14 protein-coding genes are annotated in these 21,133 nt (G+C 31.9%); 4 read left to right on the top strand and 10 right to left on the bottom strand.

Annotation, left to right across the window (positions count from 1 at the left end; all coding sequences use genetic code 11):
- Positions 1-33 precede the first annotated feature (33 nt).
- The 10 genes from DFQ10_RS15825 to DFQ10_RS15780 form a co-directional block, all read right to left on the bottom strand.
- Positions 34-627 (bottom strand): outer membrane protein, encoded by a 594-nt coding sequence (locus DFQ10_RS15825; RefSeq protein WP_115818410.1) that lies wholly within the window; start codon positions 625-627, stop codon positions 34-36.
- Between the two features lie 4 nt (positions 628-631).
- Positions 632-1,912, bottom strand: a complete 1,281-nt coding sequence (locus tag DFQ10_RS15820) for an adenylosuccinate synthase (protein WP_115818409.1) — start codon at positions 1,910-1,912, stop codon at positions 632-634.
- A 12-nt stretch (positions 1,913-1,924) separates the two neighbouring features.
- Positions 1,925-2,377, bottom strand: coding sequence for a Fur family transcriptional regulator (locus DFQ10_RS15815; RefSeq protein WP_115818408.1), 453 nt, complete (start codon positions 2,375-2,377; stop codon positions 1,925-1,927).
- A 115-nt stretch (positions 2,378-2,492) separates the two neighbouring features.
- The gene (locus DFQ10_RS15810) at positions 2,493-4,700 is read right to left on the bottom strand and encodes a RelA/SpoT family protein (RefSeq protein WP_115818407.1); all 2,208 of its coding nucleotides are present in this window, start codon (positions 4,698-4,700) and stop codon (positions 2,493-2,495) included.
- Positions 4,701-4,800: 100 nt separating this feature from the next.
- Positions 4,801-5,283, bottom strand: a complete 483-nt coding sequence (locus DFQ10_RS15805; protein WP_115818406.1) for a DUF2628 domain-containing protein — start codon at positions 5,281-5,283, stop codon at positions 4,801-4,803.
- Between the two features lie 209 nt (positions 5,284-5,492).
- A complete protein-coding gene (locus tag DFQ10_RS15800; RefSeq protein ID WP_115818405.1) occupies positions 5,493-6,212 on the bottom strand; it encodes a 3-ketoacyl-ACP reductase in 720 nt (239 codons plus the stop codon).
- 144 nt (positions 6,213-6,356) lie between these two features.
- Complete coding sequence (locus tag DFQ10_RS15795) at positions 6,357-6,806, bottom strand: SET domain-containing protein-lysine N-methyltransferase (RefSeq protein WP_245940747.1); 450 nt, start codon at positions 6,804-6,806, stop codon at positions 6,357-6,359.
- Positions 6,807-6,851: 45 nt separating this feature from the next.
- The gene (locus DFQ10_RS15790; protein ID WP_115818404.1) at positions 6,852-7,628 is read right to left on the bottom strand and encodes a hypothetical protein; all 777 of its coding nucleotides are present in this window, start codon (positions 7,626-7,628) and stop codon (positions 6,852-6,854) included.
- A 101-nt stretch (positions 7,629-7,729) separates the two neighbouring features.
- Entirely contained in the window at positions 7,730-8,962 is a 1,233-nt protein-coding gene (locus tag DFQ10_RS15785) for a M48 family metallopeptidase (protein ID WP_115818403.1), read from the bottom strand.
- Between the two features lie 91 nt (positions 8,963-9,053).
- The gene (locus DFQ10_RS15780; protein WP_115818402.1) at positions 9,054-9,851 is read right to left on the bottom strand and encodes a TrmH family RNA methyltransferase; all 798 of its coding nucleotides are present in this window, start codon (positions 9,849-9,851) and stop codon (positions 9,054-9,056) included.
- A 137-nt stretch (positions 9,852-9,988) separates the two neighbouring features.
- On the opposite strand from DFQ10_RS15780, the gene DFQ10_RS15775 reads away from it, so the two are divergent.
- The 4 genes from DFQ10_RS15775 (at position 9,989) to DFQ10_RS15760 (ending at position 20,948) form a co-directional block, all read left to right on the top strand.
- Positions 9,989-13,822 carry a DUF7619 domain-containing protein gene (locus DFQ10_RS15775; RefSeq protein ID WP_115818401.1) on the top strand — a complete coding sequence of 1,278 codons (3,834 nt, stop codon included), beginning with the start codon at positions 9,989-9,991 and terminating at the stop codon, positions 13,820-13,822.
- A gap of 402 nt (positions 13,823-14,224) precedes the next feature.
- On the top strand, positions 14,225-17,065 hold the full coding sequence (locus tag DFQ10_RS15770) for a T9SS type A sorting domain-containing protein (RefSeq protein ID WP_115818400.1): 2,841 nt from the start codon (positions 14,225-14,227) through the stop codon (positions 17,063-17,065).
- 112 nt (positions 17,066-17,177) lie between these two features.
- Complete coding sequence (locus tag DFQ10_RS15765; RefSeq protein ID WP_115818399.1) at positions 17,178-20,048, top strand: T9SS type A sorting domain-containing protein; 2,871 nt, start codon at positions 17,178-17,180, stop codon at positions 20,046-20,048.
- Positions 20,049-20,150: 102 nt separating this feature from the next.
- Positions 20,151-20,948, top strand: a complete 798-nt coding sequence (locus DFQ10_RS15760) for a DUF6503 family protein (RefSeq protein ID WP_115818398.1) — start codon at positions 20,151-20,153, stop codon at positions 20,946-20,948.
- Positions 20,949-21,133: the final 185 nt, after the last annotated feature.

Here is a 21,133-nt window from a genome sequence, read left to right as displayed (position 1 = left end):
AACGTTTTTTTTTAACAGATAATTAGGTTTACATTAGAATCTATAGCCTAATCCAATTTTAAGAATATTGATGTTTTTATTGTAGGCGATATCTGGGACATCATTATCAACTCCAATGTTTACAAAGTCGTATTGTGCTTGTATCATCAATTTTTCTGTAACATCATAAGCGACTCCAGTATTAATATTTAAGCCTGATTCATTTTGAATATCTGTAGATACGTTAGAGTTTAAAGCTACATTATTATTATTATTATTATTAGCTACTTTAAATAAAAGTAAACTATAGCCCAGTCCTAATGATGTGTGAAATTTAGGGATACTTGGTAAGGTTAATTCTGCAAAAACTCTAGGTTGTATAGGGTATAGGTTTACTGTAAAAGGTTGATTATTTGCTTTTTTAGAATTTTTTAAATAGCCTATATTTAATGAGCCTCCTATTTTTATAGTGTTAAATTCTAAAAAACGATATTTAAATCCTAGGTCAATAATTCCATTATAATTATCACCAACAAAATTATTGTCAATAGGTAAAGGATAACTTAGCTCAACACTCATTTTTGAATCTTGAGCTAAGCCTTTAATTGATATAAGACCTATTAATAATAGAATAACCTTTTGTAGCATTCAATTAAATAGTCTTACGAATAATTGTCTGTTTTCTGTCTGGTCCTACAGATACAATAGTAATAGGAAGGTCCAATTCTTTTTCTAAAAATTCAACATAACCATTTAGATTTTCTGGTAATTGTGATGCTTCAGTCATACCTGTTAAATCTGCAGCCCAACCTTTTACTTCCGTGTAAATAGGTGTCACGTTTTCTGCTTCAATATTATATGGTAAATGCGTAATAGTTTCACCTTTATAGTTGTAAGCTGTACATACTTTTAAGGTTTTAAAACCAGAAAGTACATCACCTTTCATCATAATTAATTGTGTAACACCATTAACCTGACAAGCATAACGTAAAGCCACTAAATCTAACCAGCCACAACGTCTAGATCTACCTGTTGTAGCTCCAAATTCATTACCAACGCGTCCCATAGTTTCTCCATCTTCATCAAACAATTCCGTAGGAAATGGTCCAGAACCAACACGAGTAGTATACGCTTTAAAAATTCCAAAAACTTCACCAATTTGGTTTGGTGCAACTCCTAAACCAGTACATGCACCTGCAGCAGTGGTATTGGATGATGTAACAAATGGATACGTTCCAAAATCAATATCGAGTAAAGAACCTTGAGCTCCTTCAGCTAAAATAGATTTTCCAGATTGTTGAGCTTGGTGTATATATTCTTCAGAATCAATAAATTTTAAGCCTTTTAATGTATCAATAGCATCAAAGAAATCTGCTTCTAATTCTTTTAAGTTGTATTGAATATCTACATTGTAGAAAGCAATCATAGCTTCGTGCTTATCTGCTAAAGCTCTATATTTATCTTTCCAGTCGGCTAATTCAATATCACCAACTCTAATTCCATTTCTACCAGTTTTGTCCATATAAGTTGGACCAATACCTTTTAAAGTAGAACCAATTTTTGCTTTACCTTTTGCAGCTTCACTAGCAGCATCTAATAAACGGTGTGTAGGCAAAATGATATGTGCTTTACGCGAAATGCAAAGTGATTTTTTATAATCTACATTTTGTTCTGCTAATTTATCGAGTTCTTTTTTGAAAATAACAGGATCAATTACCACACCATTACCAACAAGATTCACTTTGTCTTCATGGAAAATCCCAGAAGGAATAGTATGTAAAACATGTTTTTTGCCGTTAAAAACTAAAGTATGTCCTGCATTTGGACCACCTTGAAAACGTGCAATAATATCGTAGTTAGAGGTAAATACATCGACAATTTTTCCTTTGCCTTCATCTCCCCATTGTAAACCAAGTAGTAAATCTACTGCCATTATAAAATTGAATTAGTCGTCTTTTTTACGATTACCGTAAAAATATAGTGAATGATTAGTTATCTGAATATCAAAAACCTCCTCAATGGTTTTTTTGATGGATTGAATGCGAGGATCACAAAACTCAATAACCTCACCTGTATCTGTGAGAATTACATGATCGTGATTTTTATCGAAATATGATTTTTCGTAATGTGCTTGGTTTTGCCCAAATTGGTGCTTGCGTACCAATGCACATTCTAAAAGTAATTCAATAGTGTTATATAGAGTTGCTCTACTGACACGATAGTTTTTGTTTTTCATTTTGATATATAAAGATTCAATATCAAAATGGTCTTTACTATCATAGATTTCTTGAAGAATAGCGTAGCGCTCTGGTGTTTTTCTGTGACCTTTATCTTCAAGGAACTGTGTAAATACGCGTTTTACAATTTCCTGATTACTCTCTTGTGTGGTTGCATTCATAATTATGACTACAAATTTAGGTAAATTTTAAATGATATGAATTATAAAAACGAGTATTAAAAATGAAAGAAATGAACACTCTTTTAATAACTTTTTAAAAGCACAAAAAAAACAGTTAAACTCTACTAACTTTATCTATACCATTAATTTTTTTGAGTTTATCAATTACTTTTTTAAGCATGGCTTGATTTTTTACTTCAACAGTAATATTGCCTATAAACACACCGTCGTCACTAGAGAAACTTAAGCTTTTCATATTAACATGCATATTTTCTGAAATCAGTTTAGTAATATGATTTACAAGTCCCATGTCATCAATACCAGATAATTTAATCTGTGAAGTGTATACCTGTTGTGAGGAGTCGATCCACTTGGCTTGTAAAATTCGATATGCATAATTAGACTGCAAACTCACTGCATTTGGGCAGTTTTTCTTATGCACTTTTATACCTTCATTAATTGTTACAAATCCAAATACTTTGTCTCCAGGGATTGGGTTACAGCAATTAGCTAGTGTATAATTAAGTTTCTCTTCTTCTTTACCAAAAACCAGCATATCATATTTAGAAGTGATTTCTTCTTTATGAATATCCTTTGGTGTTGTTGGTTTATAGATTTTATTTTTAAAATAACTTACAAAGGCATTACTACGTGACGAGGCAAAGGCTTTTAATTTTGTATTATCAATAGTACCTATACCTACACGATAAAATAAATCTAAAGACGTATTTAATTTAAAATAGCTAACGAGTTCATTAATAGAGTTCTCATTCAATGCTATTTTAAGTTGTTTTAATTTTCGTCTTAAAATCTCTTTACCTTCTTCTGCTATTAATTTTGTGTCTTCGTTTAATGCTGATTTAATTTTACTTCGGGCTCTTGCTGTGGTTGCATAATCTAGCCAGTTGGCATTTGGTTTAGCATTTTCAGAAGTCATAATCTCAACACGATCTCCACTTTGGAGCTCATGGCTTAATGGCATTAATTTTCCGTTGACTTTTGCTCCACGTGTCCTCATACCAACTTCGGTATGAATACTAAAAGCAAAGTCGAGTGGAGTAGCACCTTTAGGAAGCGATTTTAAATCTCCTTTAGGTGAAAAAACAAAAATTTCTTTAGAATATAAATTGAGTTTAAACTGTTCTACAAAATCTACAGCATCTGCTTCGTGATTTTCTAAAGCTTCTTGCAAACGGTTAATCCATAAATCGAGATTATCTTCTTTTGTATCAGCGTTTTTGTATTTATAGTGAGCAGCATAGCCTTTTTCTGCAATCTCGTTCATCCGTTCACTTCGAATCTGAACTTCTACCCAACGACTTTTTGGGCCAACAACGGTAATGTGAAGTGCTTCATAACCTGTAGATTTAGGAGATGAAATCCAATCTCTAAGTCTAATTGGGTTAGGAGTAAAGTGATCTGTAACGATGGAATATATTTTCCAAGCTAAGAATTTTTCGTTAGCTAAATCCGATTTGTAAATAATTCTAACGGCAAATTTATCGTAAACTTCATCAAATGAAACACCTTGTTTAACCATTTTTCTACGAATACTAAAGATAGATTTGGGTCTTCCTTTAATTTCGTAGTGCAAGCCTTCTTTAGTTAAAGAGTCATCAATAACTTTAGAAAATGCTTTAATGTAAGCGTCTTGATCTTCCTTGCTGTCTTGTATTTTTTCTAAAATGTCGTTATAGACTTCTGGTTCTGTATATTTTAAACCTAAATCTTCGAGCTCTGTTTTTATGTTGTAAAGTCCTATTCTATGTGCAAGTGGAGCGTAAATATATAAGGTTTCTGATGCAATTTTTACTTGTTTGTCTGCACGCATAGAATCCATAGTTTGCATATTGTGCAAACGGTCTGCTATTTTTATAATGATAACTCTCACATCATCATTTAAGGTTAATAGCATTTTTCTGAAATTCTCAGCTTGCAAAGACACGTCCATGTCTTTTTTAAGCGATGAGATTTTTGTTAGTCCATCAACTATTCTAGCAACAGTCTCACCAAAGAGCTGTTCCATATCATCTATAGTGTAATCTGGATTGTCTTCTACAACATCGTGAAGTAAAGCGGCTGCAATAGATGTGGCATCCATACCAATTTCTTGTGCCACAATTTTGGCTACAGCAATGGGATGGAAAATATACGCTTCACCAGATTTACGACGTTGATCTTTATGTGCATCTACGGCCACATCAAAAGCATGACGAATTAATTTCTTGTCGTCTTCAGTTAAAGTTTGATAGCTTACTTTTAGTAATTCTTTATAAGCTTTGGCAATCGCCTTATTTTCTAATTCAATGGCTTCCTCAGTCATAGAACTAAATTAGTGAAAGGATTTCTAATTGGCAATTGTTTTTATAAATGAAATTTGAAAATCAATTTTATATCAATAAATAATGTTTAGTTATTGTAAGTTAAATACTTGAGATAGATATTAAGCCTATAATTATTAAAAGCAATATAAAAGGGGCAAAACTGTTTACTCCTCCTTTTTTAGAAATCAATTCATTTTGTATTTTAGTGTTTTCATTTTCATTCAAGATTTTTCTAATTTCCTTTTTTGTTTTTGAGATATACAATCCGTTTGATAATGTAGCAAATAGAAAACTCCAAATAAACATGCTTAAAAAGTCAATTGTTTCATAAACTGCATAGGAAATCACTCCTAAATCTAGTAACATTTCTTCAATTAACATTTCCGCGAAAATAATTCCAAATACTATTACAATATGAATATACATTTTGCGGTAGGCCATCCAAAATATACCAAGGAAAAATGCAGCGATATTAAATGTGAATTTTTTTCTACTGTCAATTTTTGCCATTTGTTCCAAATAGTAATCTGAATTTGACTGAAAATAATTCTCATATTGTATTCTGTTTTCCTCTGTTAGCATATTTTATAATTGTTTTGGGTTTTACAATAATATAAAATTAAGAAATTATGATTCACATTGTCAAATAGTAGTATTACATATTAACCTATATTCAATTTTGCTTTTTAAATTGAGATATATTTATATTACTTTATTAGAAATTAGATTTTATATAAACAACAAAACCCACAGTAAAGTGGGTTTTGCTATAGCTTATTTCAATCTGAAACTTACGGATTAGTAGACCATAATGATGCATTTGCCATCATAGCTCTTCGTGGTAATTTTAAACCAGATACAATTAGTTCTGCAAAATCTTCGGGTTGTAAAACGCTGTCTTCAGAGTCTTTGCTTGCAATCCCTAAATCTATGGACATATCAGAAGCAATGGTGCTTGGTGTTAACGTACACACTCTAATATTGTTTTTACGAACTTCTTTCATTAGGGATTGAGACATTCCGATAACTGCAAATTTAGAAGCTGAATATGCAGAAGTTGTAGCATTACCATTTAAACCTGCTGTAGATGATACATTTATAATATCACCTTCATTTTTAGCTATTAAATGTGGTAAAACCTCTTTAGTTACGTAATACATTCCCATAACATTGGTTTGTATAATTTGGCTCCATTGGCTCACTTCCATATCATTTAAAGAGCCAAAAGCGGCAATACCAGCATTGTTTACTAAAATGTCTATTGAACCTAATGTTTCAATTATAGATTTGATGCTTGCTTGAACTTCTTCGTAGTTGCTTACATCAAATACAGCATAAATAGCGTTTACGCCAAATGCCTTTAATTCTAAAACTGTTTCTTTTAAAACGGCTTCATTTCTGCCAGTAATAGCTACATCGATTCCTTCTTTAGCAAAAGCTATAGCAGTCGCTTTTCCTAAACCTCTTCCGCCTCCTGTAATTATTGCTTTTCTATTTTTTAAATCTGTCATTATTTTATGTTTACTTTTTATTCAAAGTTATAAAAATTGTGGGTCTTTAATGTTATAATAATGTGAAGTTTTGGCCTTAAATTCTTAATACATTCTAAAAGTGTGAGATGCGTATTTTGGGTATTTATTGGATGGCAGTAAATGCTATTCTCCATGTTTTTTCCAATAGGGTTTACCGTAGCTACAAAACACTTCTTCTCCGTATTCTATATCTTTTATTGCTTTTATGCAGACATTGTTGTCGTCGTCTAAAGTGATTGCTGCATTGTTTTTAAAATTACTTTGCGATAAACCTTCTGCATCATTAGCATACTTGGCATAGCAATCTGTATACATACTGTCCATAATATTGCCATCTAGCAAATTAATAAAATATCGATCTTTGTTTTGTTGTGCTCTTATGGCAGCTTCTTTGTTATCAATAATTTCTCCTTTAAATAAAGAAATTATTTCATCTTCATAGATATCTATTGCTGTAAACAAACCTTTGCCAGCATTTTTAATTTGTGAAGGCTGAATAAATAAGTAATCTGATTCTGGAGCCTCAATAGTGTTTGTGCTTGTATAATGGTCTTCTGTATTGGAGTCGCTCAAATTTTTGTAGATTTTTGAAAGTAAGATATGACAAAGTCATTATAACTATTTCAAGTTGTCATTGTATTTTATCAATCTAGGAATATCTGAAAGCATAGTTTCAGATATAGAATCAATAATGTTATCGATTAAGTTATTCGTTTCATTTAAATCAGAAAAGCTATTGATATCTTTCAATATGTAATCACCTAATATCAGTTTTGATTTTAAGTTAAATCTTTCAATTTCATTTAGGTAAATGCTATTTACAATCCCTTTATTGTGGACTAATAGGTTTCTTTTTAGAGATATAATGAATAATTTATCGATTAATTTTTTTTCGATATTAATATCGATTCCAAAAATCGTTTTAAATTTTTTAATAATTGCATATATATTAGATCCCTGAATAATTGATTTGATTTTTTTTTCTATGATATTTTGCCTAATTACATTAATGTCATCTTGCATAAATAAATCTTTGAAAGTAACGTTTATTTCCTCTTTTTTTAGGAACGTTGGTAATTTCAAATATAAACTTAACAAGTTTTGATAGCAGAATTCTTCAAAAATCTGATAGGAATTAATGTAGCTTCTACTAAATAACACTTTAATGAAATCAATACCATTTTTTTCTAATTCCTTTGAGGATTCATTATAGGTGCTAATCATATTTTTTATTTCTTCAGTGCTATCGTCCTGCATCTTTTGATCTTGAATCATCATACAAACAGAAAAGTTACGCTGGGACAAAGAGACTATAGCAAAATGTAAATCAATTGTTCTTTGCTCCTTTGCATCTATATAGTTTTGATTTAAATCAGAGTAAAGTTCTTCCTTCATAGTTAAGCATTATTTATAATATTGTTCTCTTTCATGATATTTTAAATTTAATACCAATTGCTGAATAAGTTAGCAGAATGTTTTAATCAAGGTTACTGCTTTTACTTCTTTAAATTTTTAACGCGTTCTAAAAGCGTTGGATGTGAATAATGCATAAAGACATAGGCTTTATGCGGTGTTAAATTACTCAAACTATTTTTAGATAATTTCTTTAATGAGGTAATTAAAGGTTCCGCTTTATATGTGTTTTTAGCATAATCATCTGCTTGGTATTCAAAAACGCGCGAAACGTAATTCATTATTAAACCTGTGATTTCCGAAATAGGAGAGTAGAGCAATCCAAAGGCAATTAAGCCAACATGGAAACTTGGAATTTCAACTCCAATAGCATTCGATAATAATGGATTTGAAATAAATATAGATAAGATAAAAAGTGTTAGTCCAGTGAGTAGAATAGAGGTTACTAAATTAAAAATGATGTGCTTCTTTTTATAATGCCCAACTTCATGTGCTAACACAGCAACGATTTCGTCGTCGTCTAAATCGTTGACTAGAGTATCATAAAGTGTGACACGTTTTTCACTTCCAAAGCCCGAAAAATAGGCATTGGCTTTAGTGCTTCGTTTTGAGCCATCAATGACAAATATTTTATCGAGATTAAAACCAACCGATTCTGCATAAGCTGAAATTTTATTTTGCAATTCGCCATCTTCTAAAGGAGTTTGTTTATTGAAAAGTGGTACAATAAGTTTGGAATAAAACATATTCATAAAAACCGTAAAAATAGTCACAATTCCCCAAGTATATAACCAAAATTGATGGCCTGTAATTTGATAAAACCAAACAATAAGTGCAATGATACCTCCACCAAGCAAAACGGTCATTAGTAAACCTTTCAATTTATCTAATATGAAGGTTTTTTTAGTCGTTTTATTAAAACCAAACTTCTCTTCAATCACAAAGGTTTTGTAGTAGCCAAAAGGAGTGGTAATAATATCGCTTGCAATCATAATAATTCCGAAAAAAATTAACGCGATAATTATTGGATTGTCAGAATAACTTCTAGCGAAATTATCAACGTATTCAAAGCCATCTAAAAGTAAGAACCCTAAGGTTAATGCAAAAGAAAACAAGGAGGTTATAAGTCCAAATTTATAATTCACGGTTTTGTAAGCTTGTGATTTTTTATATTCCTCTGCGTCATATACATCGTTTAATACTTCAGGAATTGGATCGTTATAGTGTTTTGCGTTTATAGCATCGAGCACTTTATCGATTATAAAGTTGACGACAATAATAGCGATGATGATATAGAATAGGGTTTGTGCTGTCATTAAAATATTTTTTTGTCACCTAGAGTTCAGGTGAAAGGTTTTAGAATACTATTAAAATAGGTTTCGACTGCGCTCAACCAGACAAATTAGGTTATTTAAAATTGCGTTGGCGTTTCGCTTCAAAAATAAGGATTCCGGCAGCAACAGAAACATTCATAGAGTCTATAACTCCTTGCATTGGGATACTAATATTTTGAGTGGCAGCTTCTCTCCATTCTTCAGTTAGACCTGTTGCTTCTGTGCCAACCACAATTGCTGTTGGTAAGGTGTAATCTTGAGAATGGTAAGGTTCTGATTCTTGTAAGATAGCGGAGAAAATATTGAAGTTATATTTTTTGAGAAAAGCAATCGCTTCTTCAGAGCTTGCCATAGCAATTTCTGTTGTAAATACACAGCCAACACTAGAACGAATGATATTAGGATTGTACAAATCTGATTTTGGATTAGCAATAATCACAGCATCTACATTTGCCGCATCAGCTGTTCGTAATAATGCACCAATATTTCCGGGTTTTTCTGGTGCTTCGGCCACTAAAATTAATGGATTTTTAGATGTAAGTTTTAAATCTTCAAGGGTATGGTTTTTAGAATTTACAACAGCAATAACACCTTCAGTTGTATCTCTATGAGCTAATTTTTGAAACACTTCTTTTGATATTTCAATAATGTCAATATTATATTGTGACATCGATTGCGCTTCGCTTTCCGAAAATAAATCAGGTAAAAACAAAAGTGTTTCAATCTTATAGCCTCCTTTTATGGCTAATGATAATTCGCGTTTCCCTTCAATTAAAAATTGATTCGTTTTTTTGCGTTGCCTAGACTTTTCCTTTAAAAGGATAAGTTGTTTAATTAAAGCGTTTTGCGGACTTGAAATAATTTTGAACATGAAATAATTTATAAAAAACTAAAATACATTATTATTAATGTATTTTTAAGAATTACTACATTTAAGTAGGAGATAACACTGTTTACTTGTTATAAGTATAGTAAATGCCAAAATTAATTTTTTAAACCTAACTCATCATGAAAAAACAACTACTAGTTCTTATTTTATGCTTTTTAACTTTTGGACTCATTGCTCAAGTTGCAAATCAGCCGACTGATTATATCCTTTGTGATGATGGCTTTAATAGTGGAATTGCAGAATTTGATCTCACCGAAAAAGATGCCGAAATATTGCAAGGTCAAGATCCTGCAATGTTTACAGTTAACTATTACCTTTCTCAACAAGATGCAGATAATGCCATTAATTCATTGTCTAGCCCTTTTACCAATTTTACTAACCCACAGACTATTTTTGCAACAGTCACTGATAATGTCACTGATAATTTTGACAGTACTAGTTTTGATATTATGGTTACTTCTTCCCAAAGCGCAGGTTTGGATGGTACATTGCAATTATGTAACAACGAATCACCTATAGATCTATTTTATGCGCTTGGAGGCTCACCACAATTAGGTGGTACTTGGTCACCTGGATTGGCAAGTGGTACAGGTATTTTTAGTCCTGATATTGATGCTGCCGGAACTTATACTTATACGGTTTCTGGTGTTGCTTCTTGTGCTAATAGTACGGCAACGGTTACAGTTTCTGTATCTTCCATACCTGTATTTAATTTAGATAATTTTTATTCGATTTGTGGAGGAGAAAGTATAATAATTGATACGGGTTTAAATCCAAACCAATATTCATGTCTTTGGTATCTTAATGGTAATATAATTTCTGAAGGGTCACAATCGTCTTTGGATGTAAATATGGTTGGTACATATACTGTGTTAGTAACTGATATCTCTGGATGTGGCTCAACGCAAACTCAATTTGAAGTAGTACAGACCGAACCAATAAACTATAATGCACAAACCGAATTATATGCCTGTAGTTTTGATGGTAGTGGTTTTGCTCAATTCGATTTCTCGCAAGCAACACCACTTATTGTAGGAAGCCAAACAGATGTAATGGTAAGCTATTACGAAACACAGGCAGATGCTTATAGTGATGTTAATTCAATTAATACTATAAATCCATATGTTAATATAGTTCCCAATTACCAAATACTCTATGTAAGAGTAGAAAGTACCATTTCTAGTTGTGTTGAGATGGCTTTCTTAAATTTGATAGTTTCCGGTGTCGCACCTTTACCTACAATGCTAGACTATGTGGTTTGTGATGAAGACCAAGATGGATTTGCCGAATTTAACTTACATACAAGAGATAACGAAGTTCTAATAAATCAAGATAATTTTGAATTGTACGTTACGTATCATTTAAGTGAAAGTGATGCACAAGGTCAAACAAATCCATTGCCAAATATTTATACTAATACGTCTAATCCACAAACGATTTATGTTGCGGTATCCGATTATTATGGTTGTAATATAGAAGTGCAAAGTTTTAATCTTGTTGCAGATATAATGTGTATGCCTTGTCAAGATATTACACTATCTATAGAAAGTACAATTCCAGAAGTTAATAATTCTGGGATAGTTGTAGCGCAAGTAAATGATGACATTAGTTTTAATGGTAATGCTATTTTTGCAACTGATGGCACAGATGCAACTTACAACTGGGATTTTGGCGATAATACTATGGGATCAGGTTTATCTGTTGTACATCCATACTCGCAAGCAGGAACTTACACTGCCACACTAACAGTTACTGATAATAATCCAGAGGGCTGTTCAGAGTCTGTTAGTATTGAGGTATTGATTTTAGGTGAATTCCTTAGTGTTAATCAATCTCAATTTACTGTAGAAGAGCTTATTCAAAATGTACTTATTAGTAATGATTGTAGTCAGATTTCAAACATTATTTATTCTACAGGATCCACATTTGCGACCTCAGAACCTAATGGAATTGGTTATTTTGTTTATGCAGGTGATGATTTTCCTTTTTCTGAAGGATTACTTTTAAGTACAGGTGAAGCTGGAGATGCAGGAGGACCAAATGATAGTAATATTAGTTCGGGTTCTAGCAATTGGCCAGGAGATTCAGATTTAGATGCAGCATTGGGTGTACAATCAAACAATGCAACCACTATTGAGTTTGACTTTGTGCCAGTAGTTAATCAAATCAATTTTGAGTTTTTAATGGCATCAGAGGAATATGAAGGAGGTAGTTTTGAATGTACTTTTTCAGATGCATTCGCTTTTTTACTTACCGATCCAATGGGTAATACTACTAATTTGGCTTTAATTCCAGGAACTGAATTGCCAATAACAGTAACTAATATTCACAATGCCAACAGCTCATGTGTTGCTGCAAATGCTGAGTTTTTTGCAGGTTACACTCCAGAAAATTCACCACCATTTGAATTTAATGGTAGAACAGTGAGTTTTACTGCCCAAGCTGATGTAAATATAGGTGAGACCTATCACATAAAACTAGTTATAGCAGATGATGGTGACTCAGCGTATGATTCTGCTGTGTTCTTTAAAGCAGGAAGTTTTGATATTGGTAGTCTTTGTGAAGACACAGGATTAATTAGTTTAAAAGCTTTTAACGATACCAATATCAATGGTAATTTAGATAGTGGAGAATCTAATTTCTCTAATGGTACTTTTACTTATGAGAAAAATAACGACGGAGTAGTGAATGTGGTTAATTCTTCAAATGGAAGTTTTACTATTTTAAGTACAGATGAAAGTGATACTTATGATATTACATTTACGGTTAACGATGAATATTTAAATTGTTACACCCAAAACATTACGTCGTTTAATGATGTTAACGTTGCCTTTGGTGAGCTAGCTCAAGTTGAATTCCCAGTAGAAGATAATTTAACTTGCGAAGATTTAGCGGTTTACCTTCTAAATCCGTTTGCGTCACCAAGACCTGGTTTTGAGTATTCTAATGCTTTGGTTATAGAGAATTTAAGTGGTGCTAACATAGCTTCTGGTTCAGTGGAATTTGAGCTAGATGAAGATTTGATAATAAATAGTACTGTTTTGACTGATCCAAGTATGAATGTAACGATGACAACATCAGGCTTTACATTAGATTTTACAAACTTAGGAGCAGGTGAGTCCGAAACGGTATTAATTAATTTATTGTGTCCTGCAACGGTTGCTTTAGGAGAATTAATTACGAATACAGCAACTTATACAACAGTGTCTAACGATATGGTGTCTACCAATAATCAGTCGTCGTTATCGGAAATAGTCATTGGTTCTTACGATCCTAACGATAAAATGGAGTCTCATGGAAAAGATATCTTGTTTGATGATTTTGCAGCATCAGATGAATATTTATATTACACCATTCGTTTTCAGAATGTTGGTACAGCAGAAGCAATTTTTGTAAGAATAGAAGATGAATTAGATGCGCAATTAGATGAAAGCACATTTCAAATGTTACGTTCTAGTCACGACTATGTGGTTACCAGAACAGGGAATAGTTTAGAATGGTATTTTGAAGATATCAACTTGCCAGCAGAACAAGACGATGCAGAAGGTAGCAATGGTTTTGTGTATTTTAAAATAAAGCCAAATGCAGGTTATTCTATTGGAGATGTTATTGAAAACTCAGCATCTATTTATTTCGATTTTAATGCACCTATCATTACAAATACATTCCAATCTGAATTTGTTGAAACATTATCTGTAGAAAATTTTGAAGCAGTTAATTTTACTATATATCCTAATCCTGCAAAAGATGAGGTTACTATTCAACTAGTAAATTCGAGTTTTGGAATTGGAAATATCAATGTATTGGATGTACAAGGCAAGATGATTCTGAAAGACATTAAATTCCAAGATCAAACTTCAACTTTAGATATTTTTAATCTCGAAAGTGGATTGTATTTTGTAGAATTAACAATTGGAAACGAATCAACTGTTCAAAAATTAATTGTGAATTAAATTGAATTGAAATTTTAATAGAAAAGCTTCAGATTGTTTCTGAGGCTTTTTGCTTTAATTCAATAATTTCTACTAACATTTTTTCTTGCATTTATTTCAATCAAAAGATTTGAATTATGAAATAAAAATTACTCAATCTCATTTTATCGCTAAAGATAATTCGCGTTTGCATTCAATTAAGAATTGATTTGTCTTTTTGTGTTATCTAGACTTTTCTTTTAGTAGAAGAATTTGTTTAATTAGTGGGTTTTACGTGTTTGTAATGGGTTTAATCATATGGTTATTGTTCTTGTATGAATGACGTTACGAATTTAAGCGAATAAAATGTAATTGTCTTATTTTAAAGGGGTAGGAGTTTTTTTGTTTAACTTGTTTTATTATTGAATCAATAACCTAACCAATATGAAACTAAATTTCTTCAAGTTTTTATTAGTATTCGCATTATCTATAACCTCTTATGCTCAAGTAGCAAATCAGCCAAGCCCTCTAAATGTTTGTGATGATGATAATGATGGATTTGCAACATTTGATTTAACGATTTTAGACGCGGAAGTATTAGGTACACAAAATGCAAATGACTATACTGTTACTTATCACGAACTTCTGAGCCATGCTGAGAATGGAATTGATGCTATATCTTCTCCTTATAATAATTTAATTGCTAATGCTCTAACTTTATACATACGTTTAGAAGAATACAGTACTGGTAATGCAGATATAACTACGGTAAACTTAATCATAAACCCTTCACCAATTCCCGTACAACCTACACCATTAGAGGTATGTAGTATTGAGGGGTTTAATAATTCCTTTGGCATATTTGATTTAACCTTAAAAGATGATGAAATAACAGGTGGAAATAGTAATTTGTATGTTACTTATCATGGAACTAGCGCAGATGCAGCTAATCAAGTGAATCAATATCCGTCACCTTATATTAATATAGGTACCGAAGAAACTGTATATGTTGCGGTAACAGATGTTAATACTGGTTGTGTTGGCTTTACCACATTAATCTTACGTGTGTTGCCAATTCCTTCTCCAACACCAAGTAGTTTAATACCAGATTTAGGATTATGTGATGACACTAATACAGGTGATAATACAGAAACGTTTGATCTTACAGAAAATGAACCATTGATTTATAATGGAGAGGTAGGACAAAGCATTACATATTATGTTAGTGAAAGTGATGCCGTATCTGCAATTAATACTATTTCGGATCCCACACAATTTAACAATACAGTCTCACCACAGACTATTTATGTAAAAGTAACAAATGATACTACTGGATGCTTTGCATTAGTAAATTTTAATATTATAGTTGATCCTGAACCAGAAGTTAATTTAGGAATGTCAGAACAAAATTACTGTGGTTTTGATACAGTAACTCTTAATGCTAATTCACCATTTGCTGATGAATATATTTGGTATATGAATGGATTTTTAATATCAGGTGAAACGTCTTCTGCGCTTATATTAACAGAGTCTGGTAGCTATCAAGTACAAACATTTAATAGTCAGTGTGGGACTTCTGCTCTTTCTGAGCCTGTAAGTTTAAATTTGTATGAGGATATAGGTAATATAAACCCGCAAAGCTTAGTCGAAGGTTGTGATAATTTGCTTGCCAATGGCTCTGTAGATTTCGATTTGGAAGCCTTAACAGCTACTCTTGGTTTTGGATCAGGATTTACGGTTAGTTATTATAATAATAACAATGATGCCAACCAGGCTATAAATACTTTAAGCTCTCCTTATAATTCTTTTGGTGAAACTTTAATTATGAGAGTTGAAGATACTGATGCATTAGTAGATGGCTTTCTAGGATGCAGAGAACTATCTTTATTAGAGCTTGTTGTAGATTGTGAGGATACAGGAATTATTGATGTAAGTGCATTTTTTGATGTTAATGAGAATTCGATATTTGATACATCTGAGACAAATTTTATGAATGGCTATATAACTTACGAGATTAATAATGATGGTGTCATTTACACTACAGAATCTTCTTCAGGACGTTTTACCATCATAAGTCTAGATGAAGCAAATACCTATGATATTAATTATTATTTTTATGATGAAAATTGCTTTGATACATCAATTGCTAGTTTTGAAGATATCAGTGTTTTGCTTGGTGGTGATGTAACAGTTGAGTTTCCTATTATTGAAGCACAACTTTGCGAAGATATTTCCGTGAATCTTATTAATCAGCAAGCACCAAGACCAGGATTTAATCATACTAATCTTTTGGAAATTAAAAATTTGGGTTCAGCCATAACTTCTGGTACTGTAGATTACATTTTAGATGAGCACTTGATTATTAATTCAATAACTGAAGGTGTTGGTTATTCGACTACTTTAAATTCAAATGGATTTAGCTTAGATTTTATCGGTTTATTACCGCAAGAAAGTATTACGGTTTTTATTTCCTTGTTGACATCAACAAGTGTAAGTTTAGGTACTTTGGTTACCAATACAGTAACCTACACAACTTCAACTAACGACATGGTTTCAGATAATAATGAATCTTCAATATCAGAAATAGTCATTGGTTCTTACGATCCTAACGATAAAATGGAATCTCATGGCCCTCAGATTTTATATGATGACTTTGTAACTTCTGATGAATATTTATATTACACCATTCGTTTTCAAAATGTGGGTACAGCAGAAGCAATTTTTGTAAGAATAGAAGATGAATTAGATGCGCAATTAGATGAAAGCACATTTCAAATGTTACGATCTAGTCACGACTATGTGGTTACCAGAACAGATAACGGTTTAGAATGGTATTTTGAAGATATCAACCTGCCAGCAGAACAAGATGATGCAGAAGGTAGCAATGGTTTTGTGTATTTTAAAATAAAGCCAAATGCAGGTTATGCTATTGGAGATATCATTGAAAATACAGCATCTATTTATTTCGATTTTAATACTCCGATAATTACCAATACATTCCAATCTGAATTTGTTGAAACCTTATCTGTAGAAAATTTTGAAGCAGTTAATTTTACTATATATCCTAATCCTGCAAAAGATGAGGTTACTATTCAACTAGTAAATTCGAGTTTTGGAATTGGAAAAATCAATGTATTGGATATACAAGGCAAGATGATTCTGAAAGACATTAAATTCCAAGATCAAACTTCAACTTTAGATATTTCTAATCTCGAAAGTGGATTGTATTTTGTAGAATTAACAATTGGAAACGAATCAACTGTTCAAAAATTAATTGTGAATTAAATTGAAATAATATTTAATAAAAAAAGCTTCAGAACTAATCTGAAGCTTTTTTTATTGGAGCGATTTAAATTGATATATTCTTATATCTTTAAAGAATCAAAAAACCTTCATCATGACAAAAAAACTACTTTACCTATTTCTATTCTTAACAATCAGTATAACTTCATTTGCTCAGGTGGCTAATCAACCAAATGATTACGTGGTTTGCGATGATGACAATGATGGTTTTGCTTTATTCGATTTAACTTATGTAGATGCACAAGTTTTAGGAAGTCAACAAAGTGCAGCAGATTATACGGTAACGTATCACGAAACACTGTATGATGCAGAAAATAATTTTAGTCCTATTGTATTTTATCCTTATGTCAATAATACTGATTGGTTACAAATTATATATGTGCGATTAGAAGATAATAATACAGGGAGTTATGATATTACAACAGTAAATTTAATTGTTAATCCTTCACCATTACCTGTGCAACCATCGTCTTTAAATCTTTGCGATGATGTTGGTGAAATACCAGGAGATGAAATTGCGGTTTTCGATTTAACAATAAAAGATGTAGAAATCACAGGTAGTAACGCAAATTGGTCTGTAGCTTACTACGAAACCAATGCAGATGCGCAATCGCAAACTAATGTAATTGCAAATCCTACCGCCTATACAAATAGATCTGTTAATGGGCTTCCTCTAAATCCTCAGACATTATATGTAACAGTAACAGATGTTACAACAGGTTGTTTGGGTTTTACAACTTTAACTATTAGAGTATTGCCAAATCCAACACCTAGTAATACAATACCAGATCTAGTTTTATGTGATGAAATTAATACAGGAGATGAAGTCGAAGTGTTTGATTTAACAGAAAATGAACTTCTGATATTTAACGGAGAACCAGGTCAGTCTATTACTTATTATTTAAGTGAAAATGATGCCTTAGCAGATTCTAATAGTATTTCAGACCCAACACAATTTTCTAATACAATTTCACCACAAACTATTTATGCAAGAGTAACAAATAATACTACTGGTTGTTTTGCTGTAGTTGATTTTGATATCATTGTAAATCCCTTACCAGAAGTAGATTTAGGTATGTCAGAACAAAATTATTGTGGTTTTGATGATGTTATTCTTGAGGCTAATTCGTCATTTGCAGATGAGTTTATTTGGTATAGGAATGGTTTTTTATTACCAGGTGAAACCTCTTCTACACTTGTTGTTACACAATCTGATAACTATCAAGTACAAGTCGTTAATACCTTATGTGGAAGTGAGGCGTTTTCGGAGATGGTCTCTGTAAATTTGTATGAACTTTCAGATACAATAGACCCACAAACTATTATAGCTTGTGATAATTCATCTACAGATGGTACGGCAGACTTTAATCTCGATGATTTATCAGCTTCACTTGGTCTAGGTGAAGGGTTTGTAATAAGTTATTACACAAGTAATATAGATGCCAATCAAGGGATTAACTCAATAGCAAGCCCATATAACTCTGTAGGAGAAACTTTAATTATTAGAGTAGCAGATATCGATGCAGAAGCTAATGGGTTTTTAGGTTGCAGATATTTATCTACTGTAGATCTTGTTGTAAATTGTGATATTGGTACCATTACCTTAAATGCATTTTATGATGAAAATGAAGACGCCATTTTAGATGCCAACGAGATAAATTTTACTAATGGTTATTTTACTTATGAGATGAATAATGATGGTATTATTAATATTATAGAATCTTCCACAGGTAACTTTACTATTACAAGTTTAGATGAAGCAAATACCTACGATATAAATTATTATTTTTATGGTCAGTACGGAGATTGTTACAGCTTATCTGTCCCTAGTTTTGAAGATGTGGGTGTTTTATTTGGTGAGGATATTACGATAGATTTTCCAATTGTTAACTATCAGTCGTGTGAAGATATTTCTGTATTTCTAATGAACCAACAGTCACCTCGACCAGGATTTTACCATACCAATTATTTAGTCATTCAAAATCTCGGATTAACACCAGTATCAGGTACTGTAGATTATACTTTAGATGACAACTTAAGTATAAACTCTATAAGTACAAGTAGTAATTATACAACAACGTTAAATGCAAACGGTTTTAGTTTAAATTTTGTTGATTTGGCACCACAGCATCATATTTATGTCTCTATTTTCTTGCAAACATCAGCGAGTACAGCTCTAGGTGAGACGGTTACTAATACGGCAATCTATACAACGTCTACTAACGATATTGTCTCAGATAATAATGAATCTTCAATATCAGAAGTAGTCATTGGTTCTTACGATCCTAACGATAAAATGGAATCTCATGGCCCTCAGATTTTATATGATGACTTTGTAACTTCAGATGAATATTTATATTACACCATTCGTTTTCAAAATGTGGGTACAGCAGAAGCTGTTTTTGTAAGAATAGAGGATGAATTAGATGCGCAATTAGATGAAAGCACATTTCAAATGTTACGATCTAGTCACGATTATGTGGTTACCAGAACAGGGAATAGTTTAGAATGGTATTTTGAAGATATCAACCTGCCAGCAGAACAAGATGATGCAGAAGGTAGCAATGGTTTTGTGTATTTTAAAATAAAGCCAAATGCAGGTTATGCTATTGGAGATATCATTGAAAATACAGCATCTATTTATTTCGATTTTAATACTCCGATAATTACCAATACATTCCAAACTGAGTTTGTTGAAACATTATCAGTAGAAAATTTTGAAGCAGTTAATTTTACTATATATCCTAATCCTGCAAAAGATGAGGTTACTATTCAATTAGCATCGTCTAATTTTGGAACAGGGAACGTGAATATTTACAACATTCAAGGAAAAGCAATTTTGAAACATATTAATTTTGAAGGTAATTCTTCGATTTTAGATATTTCAAGTTTAGAAACTGGTTTGTATTTTGTAGAGATGACCGTTGGAAATACATCAACCGTTCAGAAATTAATTGTGAATTAAGCTGAATTAATATTTTATAAAAAAGCTTCGGGTAATTCTTGAAGCTTTTTTTGTAATGCTTAATGATTAATTTCGTCAAACATTCCAACTTAAAACCATATCATGAAAAAAATAGTACACGTATTACTCTTAGCAATGTTAATTACAGCTTGTAAAAATGAACCAAAACAAGACGCTACAATTGTTGATGAGGTGAAACAAGAAGAGATTACCACAAGCATTTATCCAGAATCTATAACTAAAGTGTTTGATGCACATGGTGGCATTGATAACTGGAATAAAATGCAGACGCTTTCTTTCTCCATTACAAAACCTACAGGAATAGAAAAGACAACTGAGAATTTAAAAACAAGAGCTGAGTTAATTGATACACCAACTTACACACAAGGATTTGATGGTAAAACGCTTTGGATTAACGAAAAGGATGGTAAAGCTTATAGAGGAAAGCCTCAATTTTATAAAGGCCTAATGTTTTATTTCTACGCAATGCCATTTGTTTTAGGTGATGAAGGTATAACATATGAAGATACAGAGCCTTTAATTTTTGAGGGTAAGACCTATCCTGGAATCTTAATTACTTTTGAAGCAGGTGTTGGAGAATCTTCAAATGATCAGTATAAGGTTTTTTACAATGCTGAATCTGGTCAAATGGAGTGGTTAGCTTATACGGTAACCTTTGGAAGAACAGAAGGAAGTCCAGATTTTCATTTTATAAGATATAATAATTGGCAAACGGTTAATGGACTTGTAGTGCCTAAAAGTGTAGATTGGTACAACTATAAAGATAATTTGCCAACAGAAAAACGAAATACGGTTGAATTTACGGAAGTTGTAATTTCTGAAAATGCACCTGATAAAACTATATTTTCAAAACCTGAAGATGCTAAAGTGATTGAATAATCAACATATATAAAAGCAAAAAAAGCGAGCCAATTGGCTCGCTTTCTTTTGTATTAAGATGTTACGTAAACGTGCTGATGTAATTTAATAGTAGCTTAACTTTTAAACTAAAAACACCCCTAAAGTCCCCTCAAAAGGGGACAATCCAAAGAATAAACTTGGTCGGAATGTCCCCTTGAGGGGAC

Source organism: Winogradskyella eximia (assembly GCF_003386165.1).
In the GTDB taxonomy this organism is placed as follows: domain Bacteria; phylum Bacteroidota; class Bacteroidia; order Flavobacteriales; family Flavobacteriaceae; genus Winogradskyella; species Winogradskyella eximia.
The sequence above is the reverse complement of the archived record's forward strand: the minus strand, read 5'-3'. Positions and strand labels throughout refer to the sequence as shown.

Excerpts from the sequence above, each read along its gene's own strand:
- DFQ10_RS15825 (WP_115818410.1), bottom strand. The coding sequence starts at position 627 with ATGCTACAAAAGGTTATTCTATTATTAATAGGTCTTATATCAATTAAA.
- DFQ10_RS15820 (WP_115818409.1), bottom strand. The coding sequence starts at position 1,912 with ATGGCAGTAGATTTACTACTTGGTTTACAATGGGGAGATGAAGGCAAA.
- DFQ10_RS15815 (WP_115818408.1), bottom strand. The coding sequence starts at position 2,377 with ATGAATGCAACCACACAAGAGAGTAATCAGGAAATTGTAAAACGCGTA.
- DFQ10_RS15810 (WP_115818407.1), bottom strand. The coding sequence starts at position 4,700 with ATGACTGAGGAAGCCATTGAATTAGAAAATAAGGCGATTGCCAAAGCT.
- DFQ10_RS15805 (WP_115818406.1), bottom strand. The coding sequence starts at position 5,283 with ATGCTAACAGAGGAAAACAGAATACAATATGAGAATTATTTTCAGTCA.
- DFQ10_RS15800 (WP_115818405.1), bottom strand. The coding sequence starts at position 6,212 with ATGACAGATTTAAAAAATAGAAAAGCAATAATTACAGGAGGCGGAAGA.
- DFQ10_RS15790 (WP_115818404.1), bottom strand. The coding sequence starts at position 7,628 with ATGAAGGAAGAACTTTACTCTGATTTAAATCAAAACTATATAGATGCA.
- DFQ10_RS15785 (WP_115818403.1), bottom strand. The coding sequence starts at position 8,962 with ATGACAGCACAAACCCTATTCTATATCATCATCGCTATTATTGTCGTC.
- DFQ10_RS15780 (WP_115818402.1), bottom strand. The coding sequence starts at position 9,851 with ATGTTCAAAATTATTTCAAGTCCGCAAAACGCTTTAATTAAACAACTT.
- DFQ10_RS15775 (WP_115818401.1), top strand. The coding sequence starts at position 9,989 with ATGAAAAAACAACTACTAGTTCTTATTTTATGCTTTTTAACTTTTGGA.
- DFQ10_RS15770 (WP_115818400.1), top strand. The coding sequence starts at position 14,225 with ATGAAACTAAATTTCTTCAAGTTTTTATTAGTATTCGCATTATCTATA.
- DFQ10_RS15765 (WP_115818399.1), top strand. The coding sequence starts at position 17,178 with ATGACAAAAAAACTACTTTACCTATTTCTATTCTTAACAATCAGTATA.
- DFQ10_RS15760 (WP_115818398.1), top strand. The coding sequence starts at position 20,151 with ATGAAAAAAATAGTACACGTATTACTCTTAGCAATGTTAATTACAGCT.